At 56.2% G+C, this 18,211-nt stretch carries 12 protein-coding genes; 1 reads left to right on the forward strand and 11 read right to left on the reverse strand.

Annotated elements, in window-relative coordinates; translation table 11 throughout:
• Window positions 1–94: 94 nt before the first annotated feature.
• The 11 genes from V5B40_RS19335 to V5B40_RS19385 all read right to left on the reverse strand — a co-directional run bounded on the left by V5B40_RS19335 (window position 95) and on the right by V5B40_RS19385 (window position 17,551).
• On the reverse strand, window positions 95–5,038 hold the full coding sequence (locus V5B40_RS19335; RefSeq protein WP_332356025.1) for a tetratricopeptide repeat protein: 4,944 nt from the start codon (window positions 5,036–5,038) through the stop codon (window positions 95–97).
• Window positions 5,035–6,300 carry a toll/interleukin-1 receptor domain-containing protein gene (locus tag V5B40_RS19340; RefSeq protein ID WP_332356026.1) on the reverse strand — a complete coding sequence of 422 codons (1,266 nt, stop codon included), beginning with the start codon at window positions 6,298–6,300 and terminating at the stop codon, window positions 5,035–5,037. Before V5B40_RS19340 ends, V5B40_RS19335 begins: the two co-directional genes overlap by 4 nt.
• Before the next feature lie 443 nt (window positions 6,301–6,743).
• Window positions 6,744–7,448 (reverse strand): IS1595 family transposase, encoded by a 705-nt coding sequence (locus V5B40_RS19345; RefSeq protein ID WP_434735890.1) that lies wholly within the window; start codon window positions 7,446–7,448, stop codon window positions 6,744–6,746.
• A 66-nt stretch (window positions 7,449–7,514) separates the two neighbouring features.
• Window positions 7,515–9,356, reverse strand: a complete 1,842-nt coding sequence (locus V5B40_RS19350; RefSeq protein WP_332356027.1) for an IS1634 family transposase — start codon at window positions 9,354–9,356, stop codon at window positions 7,515–7,517.
• A gap of 149 nt (window positions 9,357–9,505) precedes the next feature.
• The gene (locus tag V5B40_RS19355) at window positions 9,506–10,033 is read right to left on the reverse strand and encodes a transposase (RefSeq protein WP_332356028.1); all 528 of its coding nucleotides are present in this window, start codon (window positions 10,031–10,033) and stop codon (window positions 9,506–9,508) included.
• Between the two features lie 188 nt (window positions 10,034–10,221).
• Window positions 10,222–10,965 (reverse strand): hypothetical protein, encoded by a 744-nt coding sequence (locus V5B40_RS19360; RefSeq protein ID WP_332356029.1) that lies wholly within the window; start codon window positions 10,963–10,965, stop codon window positions 10,222–10,224.
• 262 nt (window positions 10,966–11,227) lie between these two features.
• Window positions 11,228–12,295 (reverse strand): hypothetical protein, encoded by a 1,068-nt coding sequence (locus tag V5B40_RS19365; protein ID WP_332356030.1) that lies wholly within the window; start codon window positions 12,293–12,295, stop codon window positions 11,228–11,230.
• Window positions 12,296–12,870: 575 nt separating this feature from the next.
• Window positions 12,871–14,049 (reverse strand): sodium ion-translocating decarboxylase subunit beta, encoded by a 1,179-nt coding sequence (locus tag V5B40_RS19370; protein WP_332356031.1) that lies wholly within the window; start codon window positions 14,047–14,049, stop codon window positions 12,871–12,873.
• A gap of 6 nt (window positions 14,050–14,055) precedes the next feature.
• Complete coding sequence (gene oadA, locus V5B40_RS19375; RefSeq protein ID WP_332356032.1) at window positions 14,056–15,876, reverse strand: sodium-extruding oxaloacetate decarboxylase subunit alpha; 1,821 nt, start codon at window positions 15,874–15,876, stop codon at window positions 14,056–14,058.
• Window positions 15,877–16,121: 245 nt separating this feature from the next.
• Window positions 16,122–16,340, reverse strand: a complete 219-nt coding sequence (locus V5B40_RS19380; protein WP_332356034.1) for an OadG family protein — start codon at window positions 16,338–16,340, stop codon at window positions 16,122–16,124.
• 293 nt (window positions 16,341–16,633) lie between these two features.
• A complete protein-coding gene (locus tag V5B40_RS19385; RefSeq protein WP_332356035.1) occupies window positions 16,634–17,551 on the reverse strand; it encodes a MerR family transcriptional regulator in 918 nt (305 codons plus the stop codon).
• A gap of 486 nt (window positions 17,552–18,037) precedes the next feature.
• Between V5B40_RS19385 and V5B40_RS19390 the strand changes: the two genes are divergently transcribed.
• Window positions 18,038–18,199, forward strand: a complete 162-nt coding sequence (locus V5B40_RS19390; RefSeq protein ID WP_332356036.1) for a hypothetical protein — start codon at window positions 18,038–18,040, stop codon at window positions 18,197–18,199.
• The last annotated feature ends 12 nt before the right edge of the window (window positions 18,200–18,211 follow it).

The raw sequence follows: 18,211 nt of genomic DNA on the forward strand, positions 1-18,211 counted from the left end.
CGACTTACACCCTCGATCAGCAAATCTGCTTCCAGCCGAGGGCGTAACATTTCTAGCTCGCCGGAGAATACTTGGACTTAAACCTTGGGTACGCCTATTTACTCCTCAGCTCCTTAAGTAATTGCGGCGTGAAAGGCTGTTTCCCATTCCGAAGAGCATGCACCCATTCCCGCCGCTGAGCTTTATACTCAGTTCCAAAGCCATCCGACACATCCGAGTCAAGCACCGCGTCGAGGTCTTCAATCGCTCCTGGCGTATCGCCCGTAAGCGCCCTGGCAAGGCCCCTTGTGTCCAGAGAGTGAATGACGACGACTTTGTCATTGCCGGCTTGACTTAGGCGTACCGCCTTTTCACTGGCATCCAGGCCATATTTCAGACGACCTCCCAGGCTACTAAGCCACCCGAGCTCGTTCCAATATACCGCATCAGAATCAAGAGACGGATTCAGCTCTAGCGCCTGTTGGTAGGCGGCGATCGCGTCATCCGTTTTGCCTTCTTGTGCCAGTCGGTTTCCCTCGCTGACCTGTTCGCCAGCAGCCAAGCGCTGGGCAACTGATCTAGCATCTTCGTTGCGGACATCTGACTTTGGATCGAGGTCGATGTTTGGATCGAGCCTAAGCGCTTCTTGGAGGGCTTCTTTAGCTTCGTCGACTTTCCCTTGCCGCGCCAGCTCTTGTCCCTCCTTGACTTTTGCAGGAGCCATAACAGCAGGCGCTCCTTGGTTCACCAACAGCACGGCTTTTCCTTCAGCAGAAAGTGATTGCACCCCGATCAAGTAGTTTGTCGCCTCAAGGTGCAAGATCAACTGGGAGTCAAGACTGAACTCCGTATCGTCGTTCTCTCGGAGTAATTCGCAAACTCCGCCATCAAGGCTATAAATCGCAATACGTGGATCTACGGGGCTTTTCTGGTAGCCAGCACGCTCAGCCTTTAGATCGAACCGATATTGACCAGGTGACGAAGGGGAAAACCTCAGGAAAGTAGTCTTGTTCCCAACCGACACAATGCGCCCACTTGGACCCAGTACATCCTTCGTTACATTCGGATGTCCGGGGTCATCACTACAGTTGACCATGGAAAGTGAATCAGCGCTGTCCAACGTCATCGTTGCCAGCATGAAAATCGTGAAGATTCCCACTATGCCGAAAACGATCAGCACCAAAAAAGTCTTCCACATCGGTTGACGGGCACCACCAAAGGCAATGTGACGCCGTATGTCGCGGCCGCTCAACCGCCGCCATAGCCAGAAGGTCGCAAAAGAGTAACCATACGTAGTGAGTACATACGTAGTGAGTATTAAGTACGCATAAATATCTAGTTCATCCATACTGTAAGCTGCGGAATCGGAAACATAAGAAACCAATGCAAGCAATCCGAGCATCCCGACAATCCCGAGGCTTGGCGCGACTAAGCCAATCCATGCGGCCCACCGCCGTCCCATTTGCCAAAAGTTGCCGAACATCATCACGCCGGAAGGCATTCCCAACCCAAACAGGGGAAAAGCAGCTAGCCCGATGGCATGGTCACCGAACAGCTTCGTCTTTGACGGCAACATTTTTCGACTTTTGAAGAAGGGCTCCAGAGTCCGGGTGAAAGAGCGGCGCATGTGAGCTATATCAAGCCTGCGTCCGAGCAGGGGCAAAATGTTCCGCCACGAGATTTTAGGTGTGGATACGGTTCCGCAAACGATCGGCCGCCAGTCTTCATTAAAAAAAATAACATGATTCGCATCAATCTCTTGAGATAGAGGATAAGGAAAGATATCCCGCGTATCCTTTACAAAGTTGTGATAAGCGGTGTTCAACCGTTCCGTCCCCAACTCTTGTGAAAAGTACAACATCATCTGGTCTGGCCTGAGTATTTGAAGAGCCTGCTTGAGTTTGGAGTAGAAGTATTCTGTTACACGATCATCGATTTGCATTATCACGAGGGCTGATCTACCCATGAGTCCGGTCGCGTCTGTCTGCCCATCGCGCTGGCTCACGCTATCGTCATCGACAGACCCCAAATGTAATAGCAGCTCTTCCGCACGGCTGAGGTCGACGAACTGTCCTAGCTCCCCGAATATGGGCCAGAGAATCTCCTCGTCATTGGACTTGAAGAAAAGACTTAGCCATGTGCTCGACACCGTTGTCCGGCTTTGACCGCCAGCCTCAACCGATCGGAGATAAAGAACCGGGGCCCGGTCGGACTCTCGAACGAGCGTCTCTTCTGCCGCCAGAAGGCGTTTTCGCTTTCCCAGGATGATGAGCGCGATTCCCATGATGCCTAACATCCAAGGATTCCATCCCGGCAGAAAAACAGACCGCCCTGTATTGTCATCCGCTGACAAAAAAACCAGGAGGACAGCACTTGCGGCCAATGCGTAATAGCCGCCCGCCTGCAGCAAGAAGCCCTGCACGGCCTTGAATCGACACACCAACGATCGCTTCCACAGTGCATCGGCCGGAGCCAGCAAAATCAGGATTAGGCCTAGCGACAACTTGAAGTTGATTGAAGCTAATGTGGCAAGAAGAAAGACGAATGAGAGAATGGCTTTCCAACGACGTTGCTGAAAGTGTGCCGAGAACTCGTCAATGCAGCCCGAAAAAGAGTGCCCAAAGATCTCCCACTTGTTATGTTTGGATATCGAATCCGCAGTCATCCCGAGATAGCGAAACGCGTACTGGCGATAGATGATTCCAAAAATGAACACAAGGGCAAAATATCCAAGAAGATGGACGAGGATTTGGAGCCCCCGGACGGTTGGCTTTATTCTTTCTGGTTTCTCCAATAATATTTTTCGTACCGCTTCATTTCTATCTAAAGCAAACGCTATTGGCACCGTCTGTTTGTCGAGCGGCAAGGCCACATCGATCAGCTGTGGTGAGGCGTAAAGCGTTTCAAAATCAGCTTTTTCCGGGAACTCTTGCTTCGGAAAGACCGCAACACCAGCTCTTTCCCAACTTTGCCACCGACGCTCATGCGTCGCTCGAGTTACTGCCGAAGAAGGGCTCTGTTTTTCGGGGTTCTTTATGATGTCTTGCTCTACTACGACGAAGATCTGTTCCGGCATTTTGATTGGAAATAAACTTTTGTTGTGTTTTGCTTCTTCATTCGCTTCTCGCACAGCGAGTTCCACGCGCGAGTATGCCTTTTTCAAGAACTCGTCTACCTCGTTTTGCGGTTCCGCTCGGGATTGGGAATCGTTCATCGGTAGAGGATTATCAACTTTCAGAATTAGACAGCGATCAATCTTCTTTAGATAACCCTCTAATGCGTACTTTATGTGCTTCGCATTGTGCCCTTTTGCATTACTTAATGCTTTCTCGCCATCGCTGCCAATTTTCAGTGTGTCGGCGGCTGCGAGATGGTCAATTTCTTCTCTTGGTAATACTACGATATGTTGCGACCGTAACGCGCGGATGACGTGAGGCATTATGTAATAGTCATCTACAGCCCTGCTTTCGAAGTTGAGAGGATCAATAAACAACAAGGCCAAAACAATAAAGAGAATGGAGTTCCTCGCGATGCGCAGCTTCCGCGCAAAATTGTCTTCGGCACGTTCGTAGTCACGTTGCTCCTCACTCCTTTGCAGAAATGACATGGCTTTCTTGAATCCGTTCTGGTAGCGCTTCGCCCAAGTCTCAGTCGGCTGACGCTGATCGCGCCACTCAAGCGCCAGTTGCAGGTCCTGACCGCGCCATAGGCTTCCATTGCGGCCCGCAGCGGCAGCGAGACTGCGGTACATATCCGCTGAGTCCGCCTCCTTCTTGATCCAGGTGTCCAGCTGATCCCACCGGCGCAGGAGCGCTTCGTGGCTGATATCGAGCGTTGTCTTGTCAGTTAGGGGTCCCGAAGAAGTAGCGACCAGGAAGTTGCAGCCGGGTTGCCGGAAGTGCTCCACCACTTCAGCCACGCTCTGCTCCGAGACACCGGCAATCGACGCCACTTCGCCCAGGCTGCTCAAACGACGAATGAGCGTCCCCTGGGATGAGCGGTCAGCCAATGAGCAGAACATCTCCTTGGCGATGCGCTGCTTTTCTGATTGACAACCTATCTTTGCGTCAGGTCCTAGCTCACGGTAAAGCTCCTCTGCATGCTGATTCAGTGCGAACTCAAAGCAACCGGCCTTACGATAGTCGTCCAACGTTAGCGAGACGGGTTGGTCCGTTTCCATCTGGATTTGCCGGGTGTCGTATGCTCGATTCCACATCCGCAGCAGTATGTGCTCGACCCGCGGCAACTGGTCCTGTGACGTACCCAGCGCGTTCAATAGATTTGTCACGACCATTGGTTCGATTAGACCACCGACCGCAGCGATTGGTCGTTCGATAATGTCCTGGATTTGCTCACGGGTCATACGGGGCGTGAGAAACTGGGACTTGGCGATGGCGGCCGACAGCCCCAGAAATGCCTCGCATTCACCGAGGTATTCCGAGCGCATAGTCAAAACCAAATACAGGTGCGGGTCACGCTCCGCTGCGGTGGCAAGGAGCATGTCGACGAATGCGAGTGCATCATTGCGCCGATCAGCCAGAGAACTTTCGTCATCGGGCTGACTGTGGTCACCGCGCTCCAGAAAGCGGAAAATCTCCTCGAACTGATCGACCAGCACGACCAGTCGCGTAGACTCCGGCAACAGCGAATCGTTGACCGCTTCCATCAAACCGCGTGGCCCGCCACGGAGCGTCTGGTGACGGAATTTAATTAATTTAGGCTCGAGTGACTGATCCGGCACCAATTTTGGCAACAATTGGTGCAGCAGGTTCTCATATGGGTCGAGACCTGGGCGCATGATAACGAATCGCCAATCTGCAGCTTCCTCGCTGCCGTTCATGAACCCGCCGGCAATTGCTGGAAGCAATCCGGCTCGAACAAGCGATGACTTTCCGGAACCACTGGAACCGACAACTGCCAAGAAATGCGATTTGCGTAGCGTACGGACCATCTCGGCAATATGCTCGCCCCGGCCATAGAAGAGCGCGGCCTCATGGAACTCGAACGGACGAAGGCCTACGTACGGGGCAGGTAGATCGTCTGGCGAAAGATCCGTCATAGCCTGCCTCCCCGCTCCCGAATCGCTGCCATCAACTGTTGCCAGCCAGCGTTGTCGCGACGCTTGATCTCGAGCACGCCCTTGCCGTGATATGGCAACCGGGCTTTTTCCACGCAGACGTAATAGGCACGCACGGGTGCTTGGTCCTTGAGATTCAAATCTACGGCCATCAACTCGTCGCCGCGCTCCTCCAGCCAGTCGTCCGAACAGCAGCCGTAAACGATTAACACCGCGTCGTAGGGAATTTCTCGCAAAGTTTCTACCAGGGACTTACCGGTGCGCGTTACACGGCAATTCACATTAGCCGTCTTGAGTGCATGACATACCTCGTTGGCGACATCTTCGTCGGGCTTATCCGCCTTCATCAACGCCAACCACTGCTGACCGTCTGCAATCACAGGTCGCTCGATTTCGTGAACGCGCGCCGCTCGTTCGGCGACCAGCTTAGCAAACTCGGTAAGGTCGTTGCATATGACGTCTGCCCCATCGACTAGTTCAAGGTGCGGTGGATCGCTGATCCTATCGAGGTCCACGGACTTGTCGCGCCATTGCAGGATTACTTTGCCGCTTTCCTTAGCTCGCCGGAACTGGGCGAGTTCCTCACCTTCGGGAAGTTCCTCCGTGCGGTCAGCGTAATTCTCTCCCAGAACTTGCACGAAGACGTCCGCCTGATCAAGATCGGCCTTGAGCTCTGGAAGAAACGTACTGGGAGCGCCAGTATACGCTTTGTCCGGTATGACGTTGATCTTGCTACTCGCCAGATAGTTGGCCACCGTCTCTCGCGAGCGTCGCAGATCGGGTGTGACCTTTGCGAGGCAAACCGTCGGCGCGTTTTCAAGTGGCTTTTTGCCGGTGATTCCCCACTTTAGTCGTTCCAGACCCTCGGCAGTCAACCCGTGCCTCAGGTCAACCCAGGTAAAAGCTTCCAGGAACACCGGCAGCTTCACATCCGGCGGAGCACCCGGGAGCAGCACTGGGATAATCGGTACAACATTGCCTATTTTCTTCTCGCTTAAAAACCGTTTGAGCAGGGCCCGCATTTCCGGCTCCTCCCATGGCCCTATTCCTGAGCCGCCAAAGCAGACCGTCGCCGACTTGCAGCCGGTGACGATATCCTCCAGAGCATCCTGCCAAGTGGTTCCAGGACGCAGTTCCCATTCATCAAGCCAGACCTTTAGGCCTCGCCGCTTCAGTGCAGCACCCAGCGTTTTAACGGCTGTTTTGTCGTCGCTATTATGGCTGAGGAATACGTCGAAGGTCATAATAAGCCTCTTGTAATTGCGGATGCTGGGCGTGTGCGCTTATAGAAGGGATAAGCCGTCTTTTCGTCCGCCAGCCACCTCCGGGCTTCGGGCTCAACCGCTTTCGCATCCTGATGCGTGAGTATCTTCTCTACAACCTCGGCATCCTGGGCGAAGGATAAGAAATCCAACGGTGCCATAAGAGTATAGACTATATGAGTATATGAGCCTCCATCAATTCTGGGGCGTCAATATCCATTTCGCCCCGGTGGCCCTTGAAAAGTCATCTGAATCCTGCCCCGCTCAGTGCCTGTGGTGATCCGCCCGGCCAGGCGCATCACCACAGGCACGAGTCCTCCCACGACGGGCGATGACAACTCGTCTCCTCACAAGAAACAGAAACGTAGCTCCCTGTTTTTTATAAGAGCGCCTGGCCCGCGCGCGGCGCGGAGTTGGGAGGCTGATTAGCAATGAACCTCAGCCATCCGAATCGTACCCTCGGGCTGCGCGCCACAGCGAGCTGCGGCGACAAGCAAGCGCTCGTGTAGCGTCCTGAGGTCGAATCGGCGGTTGACGCGGTAGGTAAATGCGGCCAAGTAGCGGGCTGCATACTTTCGGAAGGCGAATGCATGGTAGCTGCCGGTCAAACTGGTCTTGAGATTGCCGAGGACGGTGTTGACCCACTGGAACTCGGGCAATTCTTTTGGCTTTCGCGCCGCGACGACCGTGGGCTGATGCACACACCCGGCCTCGGTGACCGCGCTGAAACAGGCCAGGCCATCGGAACATACGGTGCTGCCCACGGCCAAGTTGGTGCTGGCCCACACGGCAACCGCCTCGAGGGTGAAGCCGGGCACTGGCGAGAGGTTGACGCGCAAAGGATGGCCCTCATCGCTGAGCGAGACGGCGGCCACGAAAGGGACTTTGTTCTCGGAGCCACGACCGGCCTTCCCGCCGCTACGCTGGCCGCCGAGGTAGGCATCATCGACCTGGACCTGGCCGCTGAGAACATAGCGCTCTTCGCGTGCAGCCATGGCGTGCATCAGTTTGTGATGAATGAGCCACGCCGTTGGATAACTCACGCCCAGGTGTCGTTTGAGCGCGAGCGCCGACAATCCGGTCTTGGCCTGGCTAATCAGCCTCCCAACTCCGCGCCACGCGCGGGCCAAGCGCTCTTATAAAAAACAGGGAGTTACGAAACAGAAATCAACAAGCAACAAGCGCGTAATAGCGTGTCAGGAAGTCAGTTTTTTGGTTCCTCCGGGTTCGGGGTTGACGCCCAAGGCGCGATAGATCGCCATCAGCTCGGGCTCGGCGTTGGTGGCCTTGCGCACATGTAGCGTGCGGCCATCGCGCTGGCGGAAAGTCGTCGTCACGCGGCGCTGAACTGAGAGCGTCTCGCGCAGGGTGGTCCAACTGTCGTGAATGCCCGCCGCCTTCAGCTTTAGGCGAAGAAACTGCACGCACGGGTAAGCCAGCACGGTAATGAAGAGATGGCCGTCGGCGCGATCTTCCTTGTGATGATAGACCGGCCGCAAACCCAGCTCGCTCTTGAGACTGCGGAACACGCTCTCCAGATCGGTTAGCAGAGTGTAGGTGCGCCAGAGTCGCTCTTCGTCCCAGTCGAGTTGATTGGTACGCAAGCAATAAACGCCCGGGTGCGTCGCCTGGCTTCCCTCGCGCGGCACCTTCGTCCAGGTGATCCCGGTAACCCGCTTGCCCGATTCGTCAGTCACCAGGTCCACCGTGTAATGCTGGCTGGTGCCACGACTCTTTTGCTTGAGCCGGTCAATTCGTTCGCGTAATTTCTCGGGCCGTTTCTCGGCGCGCGGCTTGGCCAGGCCGTCCCGGATTTGCTGCAATCCGGCTTCGAAGCGCTGGCTGCAGGACGCGCTCATCGCCTCCTCCTTGAACTGGCGACTCGGTGAATGGCAGAATAAGTGCAGCTCTTGGCCGTCTTCACTGAGCACCTTCTGCAGCCGCAACGGTTGCTCGTCGGCGGTCTCGATGGTGACCGCCTGTGTTTCATCGAACTGGCGGCTCCCCCCGCGACGAACCACCAGGTAGCGATAGCCGTGTTCGACCAGCCAGGCGACGTTGGCTTCGGTGGCGATGCCCGCATCCATGATCACCAGCGCCCCTGCCGCGGCATTCAGTCCGGTGAGCATGCCGGCCAGCGTGCCGGCTTCGCTGACATTGCCTTCGAAGGTTTGCGAGCGGCGAACAAAACCGCTGCCATCGAGCACCAGGCCGAGCGTCACCAAGGGGCAATCGCTACGCTTCTCCTTGGAGCGAGCACGCTTGGCCTTGCGATTGCTCGCGACTTCGCCTTCAAAATAGGTGTTGGTCAGGTCGTAGAGTGTGACCGTCTCTTCCAGACCAAAGAGCGTGCGAACGGTGCTGAACAAACGCGCTTCAATCGCTTCCCGATGCTTCATCAGCGCGTCCGAAGCACGGTAAAGGCTCATGTGCGACATCGACAGGAAGTCGACGTCAATGAGTTCGCCCAAAGCGCTGTGCTTCTGCAGCCAGTTCCAGGTCACCCGTTCGGAGCCCGGATGGCCCATCCTCCCGATCAGATTGCCGATAATCGATGCCCGCAGCACGCCATTGACGCCCAACTCCTGCAACTGGTCAATAATGCCCAGTTCGGTCAGCGCATGCAGAGCGACGTGCTCAACGCCAACCGAACGCGGCTGCATCGTTTGCAGCGAATCAATATCGACTTCCGTGAACGTTACCGGCGGACGCGGCTGCGCCGCAGGGTCGCTGCTCTGTGCCGCCGCCGAGTCGCTGGTCGGCGCCCGCACAATCAGTTGCCCTGCGTAGCGCTGGGCTGCACTTTCGATATCACCTGTGCATGGCAACGGCAGCAGCGCTTCCTGGGGGTGCAGCAGCTGTTCGATGCGCCGACAGAGCACCGGCCAGTCGTCCTGCTTGATGGCGAAGTTGCGTCCGAGATTCAGTAGCGTGATCTGACGGACCTTGCCTGCGATGCGTTCCCCACGCACCAGCCGATAGGTGAAGTAACCCTCGCCGGTGGCCTTGTTGTTCGTTCGTGTCTGTCGGATAAACATGGCCACGATCGTACAAGAAAAGCAAGGGGAAAAACTGGATTGCGAAAACTATTATGGCACAACAATACGCCGCCAAAATTGCAGCTCTGTGAAATCAACAACTTAAGATTGGCGCCGGCCAGAAAAGCCCGGAATATGACAACGAGGTGTTAAAGGCCGGCTAGCGCAAAATTTCCGTTGGTTGCACGGCGAAGCCCGTCTATCAGTTGTGGATCCAGTTGATCTCGGAAGAGGTCGCGATAGGCTGCTTGCCGCGTTGCCGGGTCCGTTCCCAATGCAAGATACAGCGGATGCGGATCGACCAAAGAATTGCCTTCGCCTTCGGCGTTCCCCCGATAACTCGACCATGGATATTCGGACGGATGTTCGACGAGCCTAGCGCGAACAGGATTGAGTTCGATGTAGCGCTGGCACGCGAGGAGGTATCCTTCTTCCTGGGTCAGACACGAGCGGAAGCGGCCTTCCCAGAGCGTACCGGAACGCCGATAAGTTCGATTGACGTATTGGACGTTGCGCTGCCCCAGCGCTTTCATCAAGGCGCCAACACCGTTTCCCGTTGTCGCCGAAACAAGCAGATGCACGTGGTTCGTCATCAGCACGAAAGCATGAATCCGACAGCCGGTCTTGACGGAGTACTCCTTGAGCCAGTCGAGGTACAAGCGGTAGTCATCGGCCACAAAAAAAACAGGCCTGCCGGCTGTTGCCCCGCTGAATGAGGTGCATGGGAACGGCGCGAAGCGTCAGGCGGGCGCGCCGCGGCATGGTTTTTTCCTCCACTGTTGCCCACAGGTGTATTCTGCATCGGAACCGTGGTCTGTCCCCTATTTCCCTACTGCATCGGAACCGTGGTCTGTCCCCTATTTCCCTATTTCCCATGTTGCCGCCCGTTCGGCGTGACCACCCGCACCAAGCGAACCGTTGTCGGCGTCGCCGGGCACTCGTAATCCTGCGCATCACGCGCATTTGGCGCCCGCAGTGTCACCAGCTGCTCGCTCTGCCCCGAGTGCATGAACTGGCGTACTACCCTGAATCCACGAGAAATGTCACAGCGAATGCAGAAAGGGATCCCGCGCGCAGTCAGTGCTGCCGCCAGCCAGCGACACGGAAAGCCACGGTCGAGCACCAGCAGGTCATCGACCCGCAGCCGCTCGATCGCTTCGAAGAGCATCTGGCGCTCGTCACACGCGCCATGCTGCAGCACGAAGTGAAGGAACAACTCCATTCCCGGCAAGTACAGCCCAAACGCCACGCCCGTGACGATCGAACGAACACCGTCTTTCATCGTCGTCAGACGGACCGCCGCGCCATCGCCAGCCACCACCCGCAGACCTTGCCATCGCGGCACCGGCAGATGCTCTTCGACCAGGTCCATCAACTTCTGATTGACGTCACCGAACACCAAAGCACCGATCTTGTAGCGCGCCTTGCAGAAAGCCTGGGCGCTCACCAAACGCACCGAGTCCGCACGATTTTTCAGGTTGGCAAAGAACTGATCCAGTTCAGCCTGGACCGCACCCTGTACGCCGGACAGCAAAAAAGTCAGGACGGTTGGGAAGCTGAGCGTGCGGTCGCGGATGAAATACGTCGGCTTGAGACGGGCGTTTTCCAATAGTTCCTGTGAAAACAGATAGTTGGCAAGCCAGTTAATTACTTTCGCATATGAAGGGTGTCATGCAATTACCCTTTATAAACAATATGTTACACCGCCATTATGCAATGGAAACTGGCGCCGTTCAAGCTCCGCCCAACTCTATGCATTCATGCTAAGTTGAGAGGATTGGGCTGCATGGGGTAAGCGCTCTAACGAATAAGGATAGATCGTGCGAAGCCACGATCTATCCTTATTCGTTATGTGGCAGCTCGACCTCTTATTAGCTAACGGATGCCAACTTGGTCCGCATTCGGTTCCAATGAAACCAAGGGTCGCCCCCTTGTTCATCGTGGTGATGCAATCGGTTGTTAACCTCCATAGTATAGACATGGCCATCCCGGTAATCCTCGTCGGTCGTTGAGAACTCGTTGAAACACCGAAGTATCAAGTATGATTTTTCGCGAGACGCCTCAACCATCCGATCGAATGCCGCAATGTTGCGCGATCGGTTTCCAACTCTTAGTGCTGCATATCCAGCTTCATTGAAAATGCTTCCTTCCGTATCGCATTGAAATGGCCAGATTTCCGGGGCATCAGAAAAATTGCTGTCGACTGGACAATGTAGTGAAAACCGGACAGAAAAAAGATTGCGAACAAGTTCACCCGTAGACACTCTTTCGTTAAAGGCGGGCCAGCGTGGATAATGTTCACGTAGGTCATTATTGAACGGCCAGTACTGCTTATCAGGAGCATTGGGATCGTAAACATCGCGACCTGTGTTGCAATAGAAAATAAGCAGCGGCTTATTGCCGTCGGTTGGAACCGTCTCGAATACGTCGGGGTTAGAGAGATATGCCGCGTAGATCGACTCCACGTGATTTCGAACGTGATCGTTCCACGTATACAGTTCGCGATTGTGTGGAGCATCGACGTTAGCGTGGCACTGTTGCTGCCAACATGTGAGCGATAGCTGATATGCGACCTTGATGCGATCTGCTTGGTTCGATCGAAAGCCCTCAATTGCTCGCCTGGACGCCTGAAAGATTCCGTTAGCGTCTGGATCGGACATCTTCGTTACGTTGCTGCAGTCAAAAACCACGAAGTCGACACCGAGGTTGCGAAGCCAGTGCGCATGCCGATGCGCGGTTTCTGGAAGCATGGAACTATAGCACGTCCCCTGCGAAGAATTGTCAATCATGTGGGAACGGACAATCTGGTCCAGTGGGAACTTGAACGGCCGCAGTTCCGGACCATTTGGATTCGGCCGATGCTTCCATCCATTACCGTTTTCGCCAGCACCAGGATTCGAATAGTCAAACCATGTCAAGTATTGGATTCCGATTCTCATCGTATGCCCTCGTTAGTAATGCCACATAACTTTGTTCTACGGCGACAGTTTTGCTGTGTAACACCAGGGGCTGCTCATGAAATCGATGTCGCTCGGAACGCTGGAAGCCCTACCGTAGAAAGCTCTGCGTCCGATGTATGCTGATTCTATAGATGATAAACGAATCGTGAAAGGCGGCGCTTCGCAAACTAGGTCGATAGCATGCACCCAGGCCGCTGCAATGGTTGCTTTCGGCAGACTTCTCCACTGTCTCTTCCTGGCCGAAAGATGCCGCCCGGTGATCGTACTACAAAGCGGTCATCGACAAGCAGTCGAGGGTGACGGGCGGCCGTCCGGCCGGGTCAATTTTGAGTCGTTGCAGCCAAAAGATGGCGTTTAGCTACTCCATTCGCCGCTGCGGCCGACCAAATGAGGATCGCCCGATTCGTCGCACAGCCGCACGCCGATGAAAGCGGCCGCGCGCACCTTACATGAGCTGATGTCGGAGAGAAGGAGAGTGCGTTGAAGCCCCTTCAGGGGAGACTGGCGGACCTTGAGGAGTGGACCTGTAGAGCGCACCTGCGGTGCGTACGACCCTACAAACCCAGCCCGTTAACGTAACTGATCATCACCCCGGCAGCGACTGCGGAACCGATCACGCCGGCCACGTTGGGACCCATCGCGTGCATCAGCAGGAAGTTCTGCGGGTTGGCTTCCAGTCCGACCTTGTTGGCGACCCTGGCGGCCATCGGTACCGCCGATACTCCGGCGGCACCGATCAAGGGATTGATCTTGGTGCTGCTGAAGCGGTTCATCAGTTTCGCCATCAGCACCCCGGATGCCGTGCCGATGGCAAAGGCAATAATTCCGAGGACCAGAATGCCCAGCGTTTTCTGATTCAGAAACGCTTCTGAACTCAACTTCGAGCCGACACCCAGACCCAGAAAGATGGTGGTGATGTTAATCAGCGCATTGCGGGCGGTATCGCTTAAACGATCGACCACGCCGCTTTCGCGCATCAGGTTGCCGAAGCAGAACATTCCCAGCAGTGGCGCCGCGGTCGGCAGAAACAAGGCCACGAGAAGCAGTAGCGCCAAGGGAAAAATGATCTTTTCTGTTTTGGATACTGATCGCAGCTGCTGCATCTCGATTCTGCGCTCTTCGACGGTTGTGAGAAAACGCATGATTGGCGGCTGAATCAAGGGCACCAGCGCCATATAGGAATAGGCGGCAACGGCTATTGCTCCGAGCAGATCGGGGGCCAGTCGACTGGCGACGAAAATCGCCGTGGGACCATCCGCACCGCCGATGATGCCAATTGCTGCGGCATCGGCCAGGCTGAAGTCCATGAGGTTCATGGCCGATAGCGCGAGCGCACCGAGCACTGTCGCGAAGATACCAAACTGGGCGGCAGCACCCAGGAGCAGGGTTCGCGGATTGGCCAGCACGGGTCCGAAATCGGTCAACGCTCCGACGCCCATGAAAATCACCAGCGGGAAGAGCCCGGTGGCGATGCCCGTTTCATAGACGTAATGGAGAATGCCGCCGGGGCTGGCCAGGTGGCCGCTGGCATCGAGTACCGGCGCTGCGAGAAATCCGGCGCCAGGCACGTTGACGAGAATGGCGCCGAAACCAATCGGGAGCAGCAATAAGGGTTCGAAGTTTTTCTTGATGGCCAGATAGAGGAGCAGCAGGCCAACCAGCATCATTACGAACTGCCCGGCCTCCAACTGATAAATACCGGAGTCCTTGAGCAGGATAAGCATGCCATCCATAGTCTCTTATCCCAGGGTCAGGAGTGGGTCGCCAACGGCAACTGCATCGCCGGATTTGACCGCCACGCTGCCGATGACTCCGGTTTTTGCGGCTCTGACTTCGGTCTCCATTTTCATGGCTTCAAGGATGATCAGGACATCGCCTTCGTTGACCCGCTCGCCAGGCACGACTTCCACCTTGACGATATTGCCTGCCAGCGGAGATTTCACCGTTTCACCATTGCCTCCGCCTGCGGGTGCAGCAGCAGGTGCAGCAGCAGGCGCCGCCGGGGCGGTGCTCGCGGCGATCGGTGCGAGTTGCGTGATATCGCCCCCATCAGCGACCTGCACGACATAGGATTGGCCGTTGAGGCTGACGGTATAGACGCTGGCGGCAGCTTTGGGAGCGGCGACGGCCGCTTTGGCTTTCGGCTGCGCATCTTCGGCGCTGGGCGCGGCCTCAAAGGCGCTGGCGTTGCCACGATTCTTCAGGAACTTCAGGCCGATCTGGGGAAAGAGCGCGTAGGTGAGAACGTCGTCGATCTCTCGGTCGCCACTTTCCAGTTTGAAATTGTCGACTTTCGCCAGATTGCGCAGCTCCTTGGTCAGTGTCTCGATTTCCGGCTTGAGCAGATCCGCCGGACGGCAGGTGATCGGCGCCGCGCCATTCAGGACGCGTGCCTGTAATTCCTTGTTTACCGGCGAGGAGGTGGCACCATATTCGCCTTTAAGAATGCCGGCGGTTTCCTTGGTGATGTTTTTATAGCGTTCGCCACTGAGAACGTTCAAAACGGCCTGTGTACCGACAATCTGGGAGGTCGGGGTCACCAGGGCGATATTGCCGAGATCCTGGCGGACGCGCGGGATCTCCTGCAGTACCTCGGCAAGCTTGTCGCCCGCCTGTTGATCTTTGAGCTGGCTTTCCATATTGGTGAGCATGCCACCTGGGACCTGGGCAATAAGGATACGAGCATCGACGCCTTTTAGTTCGCCTTCGAATTTTGCGTACTTCTTTCTGACTTCGCGGAAGTAGTCGGCAATTTCAGCGAGTAGTTCAAGATTCAGTCCTGGATCACCGGGGCGTGCTTGAAAAATCGCGTTGATAGTTTCCGTTGGTGAATGTCCATAGGTCATGCTCATTGACGAAATCGAGGTATCGACGTTGTCGATATTGGCTTCGATTGCCTTGACCAGGGTTGGCACCGACAGGCCGGTCGTGGCGTGACAATGCATATGAATAGGCAGGGAAGTCGCCACTTTGAGTTTGCTGACCAATTCGTACGCGTCATACGGATGCAACAGGCCTGCCATGTCCTTGATGCAGATGGAGTGTGCGCCCATGTCTTCCAGCTGCCTGGCCAGATTCATCCAGGTCTCGGTGTTGTGAACCGGGCTGGTAGTGTAGGACAAGGTGCCTTGGGCGTGCCTGCCAACCTTGCGAACGGCCTTGACCGAGCACTCCATGTTGCGGGGGTCATTCATCGCATCGAAGATCCGGAATACATCCATGCCATTGTCCGCTGCACGCTCGACGAAGCGCTCGGTCAAGTCGTCGGCATAGTGGCGATAGCCGAGCAGATTCTGACTGCGCAGCAACATCTGGTGAGGCGTATTGGGAATGGCTTTCTTGAGTTCGCGCAGGCGACGCCAGGGATCCTCGCCGAGATAGCGGATGCAGGCATCGAAGGTTGCGCCGCCCCAGGTTTCTACCGACCAGTAGCCAACCTGGTCGATCTTTGCCGCGATGGGCAGCATGTCTTCAAGACGGAGGCGGGTTGCAAACAGCGACTGGTGGGCGTCTCTCAATACAACTTCGGTAATTCCCACTGGTTTTCTAGCGTTGATCATGTCTGGTCAGCCTTTTCATGTGATAGCCGCGAGCGCGACTCACGAATGTCCCTTCTCCCCTTGTGGGGAGAAGGGTGGGGTATTAGATGGGGAATTCGGGGAGCATGCTCCCTGCCCGTCGAACGATTCCGGCGTGCAAGGCGGGATGCACACTGCGCACTGCAAGCGAGGAGGACGGTCATGAATATCACGATTATGGTGTCTCGACAGGTGATGACCGTTAGTTTGTAGCTACGATTCGCGACTTATCTGGCGCGATGCTTATGGATTGCCGCGCTTATCACTGCCAGCAGTATTTGATCGTCCAGCGGGCCGGGCGATTCGGGAGTTTTCGGCATGATGAGTGGCTTGGGCTCATATTTCTGGATCAGCGATGACATCAGAGAGGTCACCACTACGAGGAGCGTGAGAAAGAAAAAAACCGTGCCCATGCCCATGAACATGAGGGTCACGCCTTCTGCCATTGGTTCTCCGGAAGTCATTATTGCCGTCCCTTTCAGAAACATGACCAGATTCGAAGTCTGCGAACTCAGTTTGCAAGACTACCTCAATAGTAGGGAACTTTCTACTGCACATATCGTCCGCGCGCGAGGAACGCTCCCTCTGTCCACTCGGACGACCGGTGTGGCATGGTGATTGGCGCAGCGGTCGCGACGATTGCGATTACCGCCGGCGTACCGTCCGGGACGCCGACGAGCGCGCTGACCTCTGCCCGTAGCGGCGCCTTGGGTGCCAGCACCGTTTGTACGAAATGGCCTTAGTCGCCGTTCGCGCGGCTCTTTCGCCAGCTTTCCAGCGCGTCGAGAGCAGCCTGCAGTGTCGGCAAAGGCACGATGCCGCTTTGCGCTGGCATGGGTTGGGCGCCTGCGCCACCCACCCAGAGTTCGACGGTCGCCGGCAGCATCGCGCGCAGCTGGCTGAGCAGTGGACGCACCTGGCGTCCGGAAAAAGCCGCAGAAAGCGATACCGCTACGATGTCTGCAGCATGTGCCGCGGTGGCCCGCTGGATGTCTACCAGCGGCGTTTGCGTACCCAGTGAAATACAGGTGGCGCCGTCGAGGCCGAGCAAGGCCTCGACCATCAACAGGCCGAGGACGTGCTGCTCGTCGGGCGGCGTCGTGAGCAGCACGCGCGGGCCGCCGCCTGTCGGCAGGTTGCCGATCGCCTGGCGCAACAGCGACTTGATCTGCTCGGTGTAGAGATGTTCTTCGAAGACCTGAAACTCGCCCGTCATCCATGCTTCGCCAACGGCGTCATTGAGTGGCGCGACGACGTCGATGACGAAGCGCTGCAGACCCATGCGCATCATTGCCTGGTTCAGCGCCTGGCGCAGTGCTGGAACATCGTTGGCCTTGACCAGGGCGATCATCCTGGCGATCAGTGACGCCTCGCCCGCGGCTGTCTCGTTCCTGCCGCCCGAGGTGGCGGCACTGCAAAGCTGTGCGAACTCTTCGTCGCTAGCCGCCACCAGCCGGCCGGGTCGGTGGCCCTGGTCGATCAGGCGCTTCATCTGGCGCAGTCGATCGACCTGCTCGGCCGGGTAAACGCGTTCGCCATTGTCGTTTCGCGCCGGTTGCGGGAAGCCATAACGACGCTCCCAGACGCGTAGGGTGTCCTTGCCCAGACCGGTGTCGCGCTCGACGGCGCTGATGTTCATGGAGGGGAGAGTTGTCATGACGTCCTGGGCAAGTTGGCAAGAAAACCTGTGAATTGCTTCCTGATGTCGAAGTGTCGCGCATATCTCCAGGGTTGTCCAGGACAAACATGGAAATTGGCTTGACAAACCCTTTCTGCGCCCATATATTTGAGCCATGAAGACGAATGTCCAAGACAAAGAAAGCACGGAAATCTGGCTTTTTGCATTGCGATCGGTGCTCTGAATTGTGGAAGTGGCTACCGACGTCCCTCTGATAGCAGCGTAAAAGCGTGCTTATAGGCGTAATCACCGCCGACGATACGAATGCTTTTCATGCCTGAAGTCTTCGTATATCTGTCTTGTATGTCGTGGACAATGTGTGCCAGATGACTTTCGCGGCAGGCGAGCGGTGAGCACAGCCGCACTGGAACTTCCATGGATACCTCATCGAGCGCAGCGGCAAGCGGCTATCGACCGTCCGTCAGCAGTGATTCTCACTCTCTTCCCTCTACCGGAGACAACGTCATGAATGCACCAGATGGTTTCTTTCTTCCCGACATCCAGGCCAGCGCCGACCTGCGTCAACTGGCGATCCACAGGCCGCGTTCGGTCGAGCTTCTCGAACCCAAGCGCGCGCCGCTGAACGTCAATCCCGCCGACGCCGAACTCAGCGGCGAAAACTTTTGAACGTGCCTGGGC

This window comes from Candidatus Accumulibacter meliphilus, assembly GCF_036625345.1.
Taxonomy (GTDB): domain Bacteria; phylum Pseudomonadota; class Gammaproteobacteria; order Burkholderiales; family Rhodocyclaceae; genus Accumulibacter; species Accumulibacter meliphilus.

What these genes read in the sequence shown, in the direction of transcription:
- V5B40_RS19335 (WP_332356025.1), bottom strand. Translation starts at nt 5,038, where the DNA reads ATGACGGATCTTTCGCCAGACGATCTACCTGCCCCGTACGTAGGCCTT.
- V5B40_RS19340 (WP_332356026.1), bottom strand. Translation starts at nt 6,300, where the DNA reads ATGACCTTCGACGTATTCCTCAGCCATAATAGCGACGACAAAACAGCC.
- V5B40_RS19350 (WP_332356027.1), bottom strand. Translation starts at nt 9,356, where the DNA reads ATGTTTATCCGACAGACACGAACGAACAACAAGGCCACCGGCGAGGGT.
- V5B40_RS19365 (WP_332356030.1), bottom strand. Translation starts at nt 12,295, where the DNA reads ATGAGAATCGGAATCCAATACTTGACATGGTTTGACTATTCGAATCCT.
- V5B40_RS19370 (WP_332356031.1), bottom strand. Translation starts at nt 14,049, where the DNA reads ATGGATGGCATGCTTATCCTGCTCAAGGACTCCGGTATTTATCAGTTG.
- oadA (WP_332356032.1), bottom strand. Translation starts at nt 15,876, where the DNA reads ATGATCAACGCTAGAAAACCAGTGGGAATTACCGAAGTTGTATTGAGA.
- V5B40_RS19380 (WP_332356034.1), bottom strand. Translation starts at nt 16,340, where the DNA reads ATGGCAGAAGGCGTGACCCTCATGTTCATGGGCATGGGCACGGTTTTT.
- V5B40_RS19385 (WP_332356035.1), bottom strand. Translation starts at nt 17,551, where the DNA reads ATGACAACTCTCCCCTCCATGAACATCAGCGCCGTCGAGCGCGACACC.
- V5B40_RS19390 (WP_332356036.1), top strand. Translation starts at nt 18,038, where the DNA reads ATGAATGCACCAGATGGTTTCTTTCTTCCCGACATCCAGGCCAGCGCC.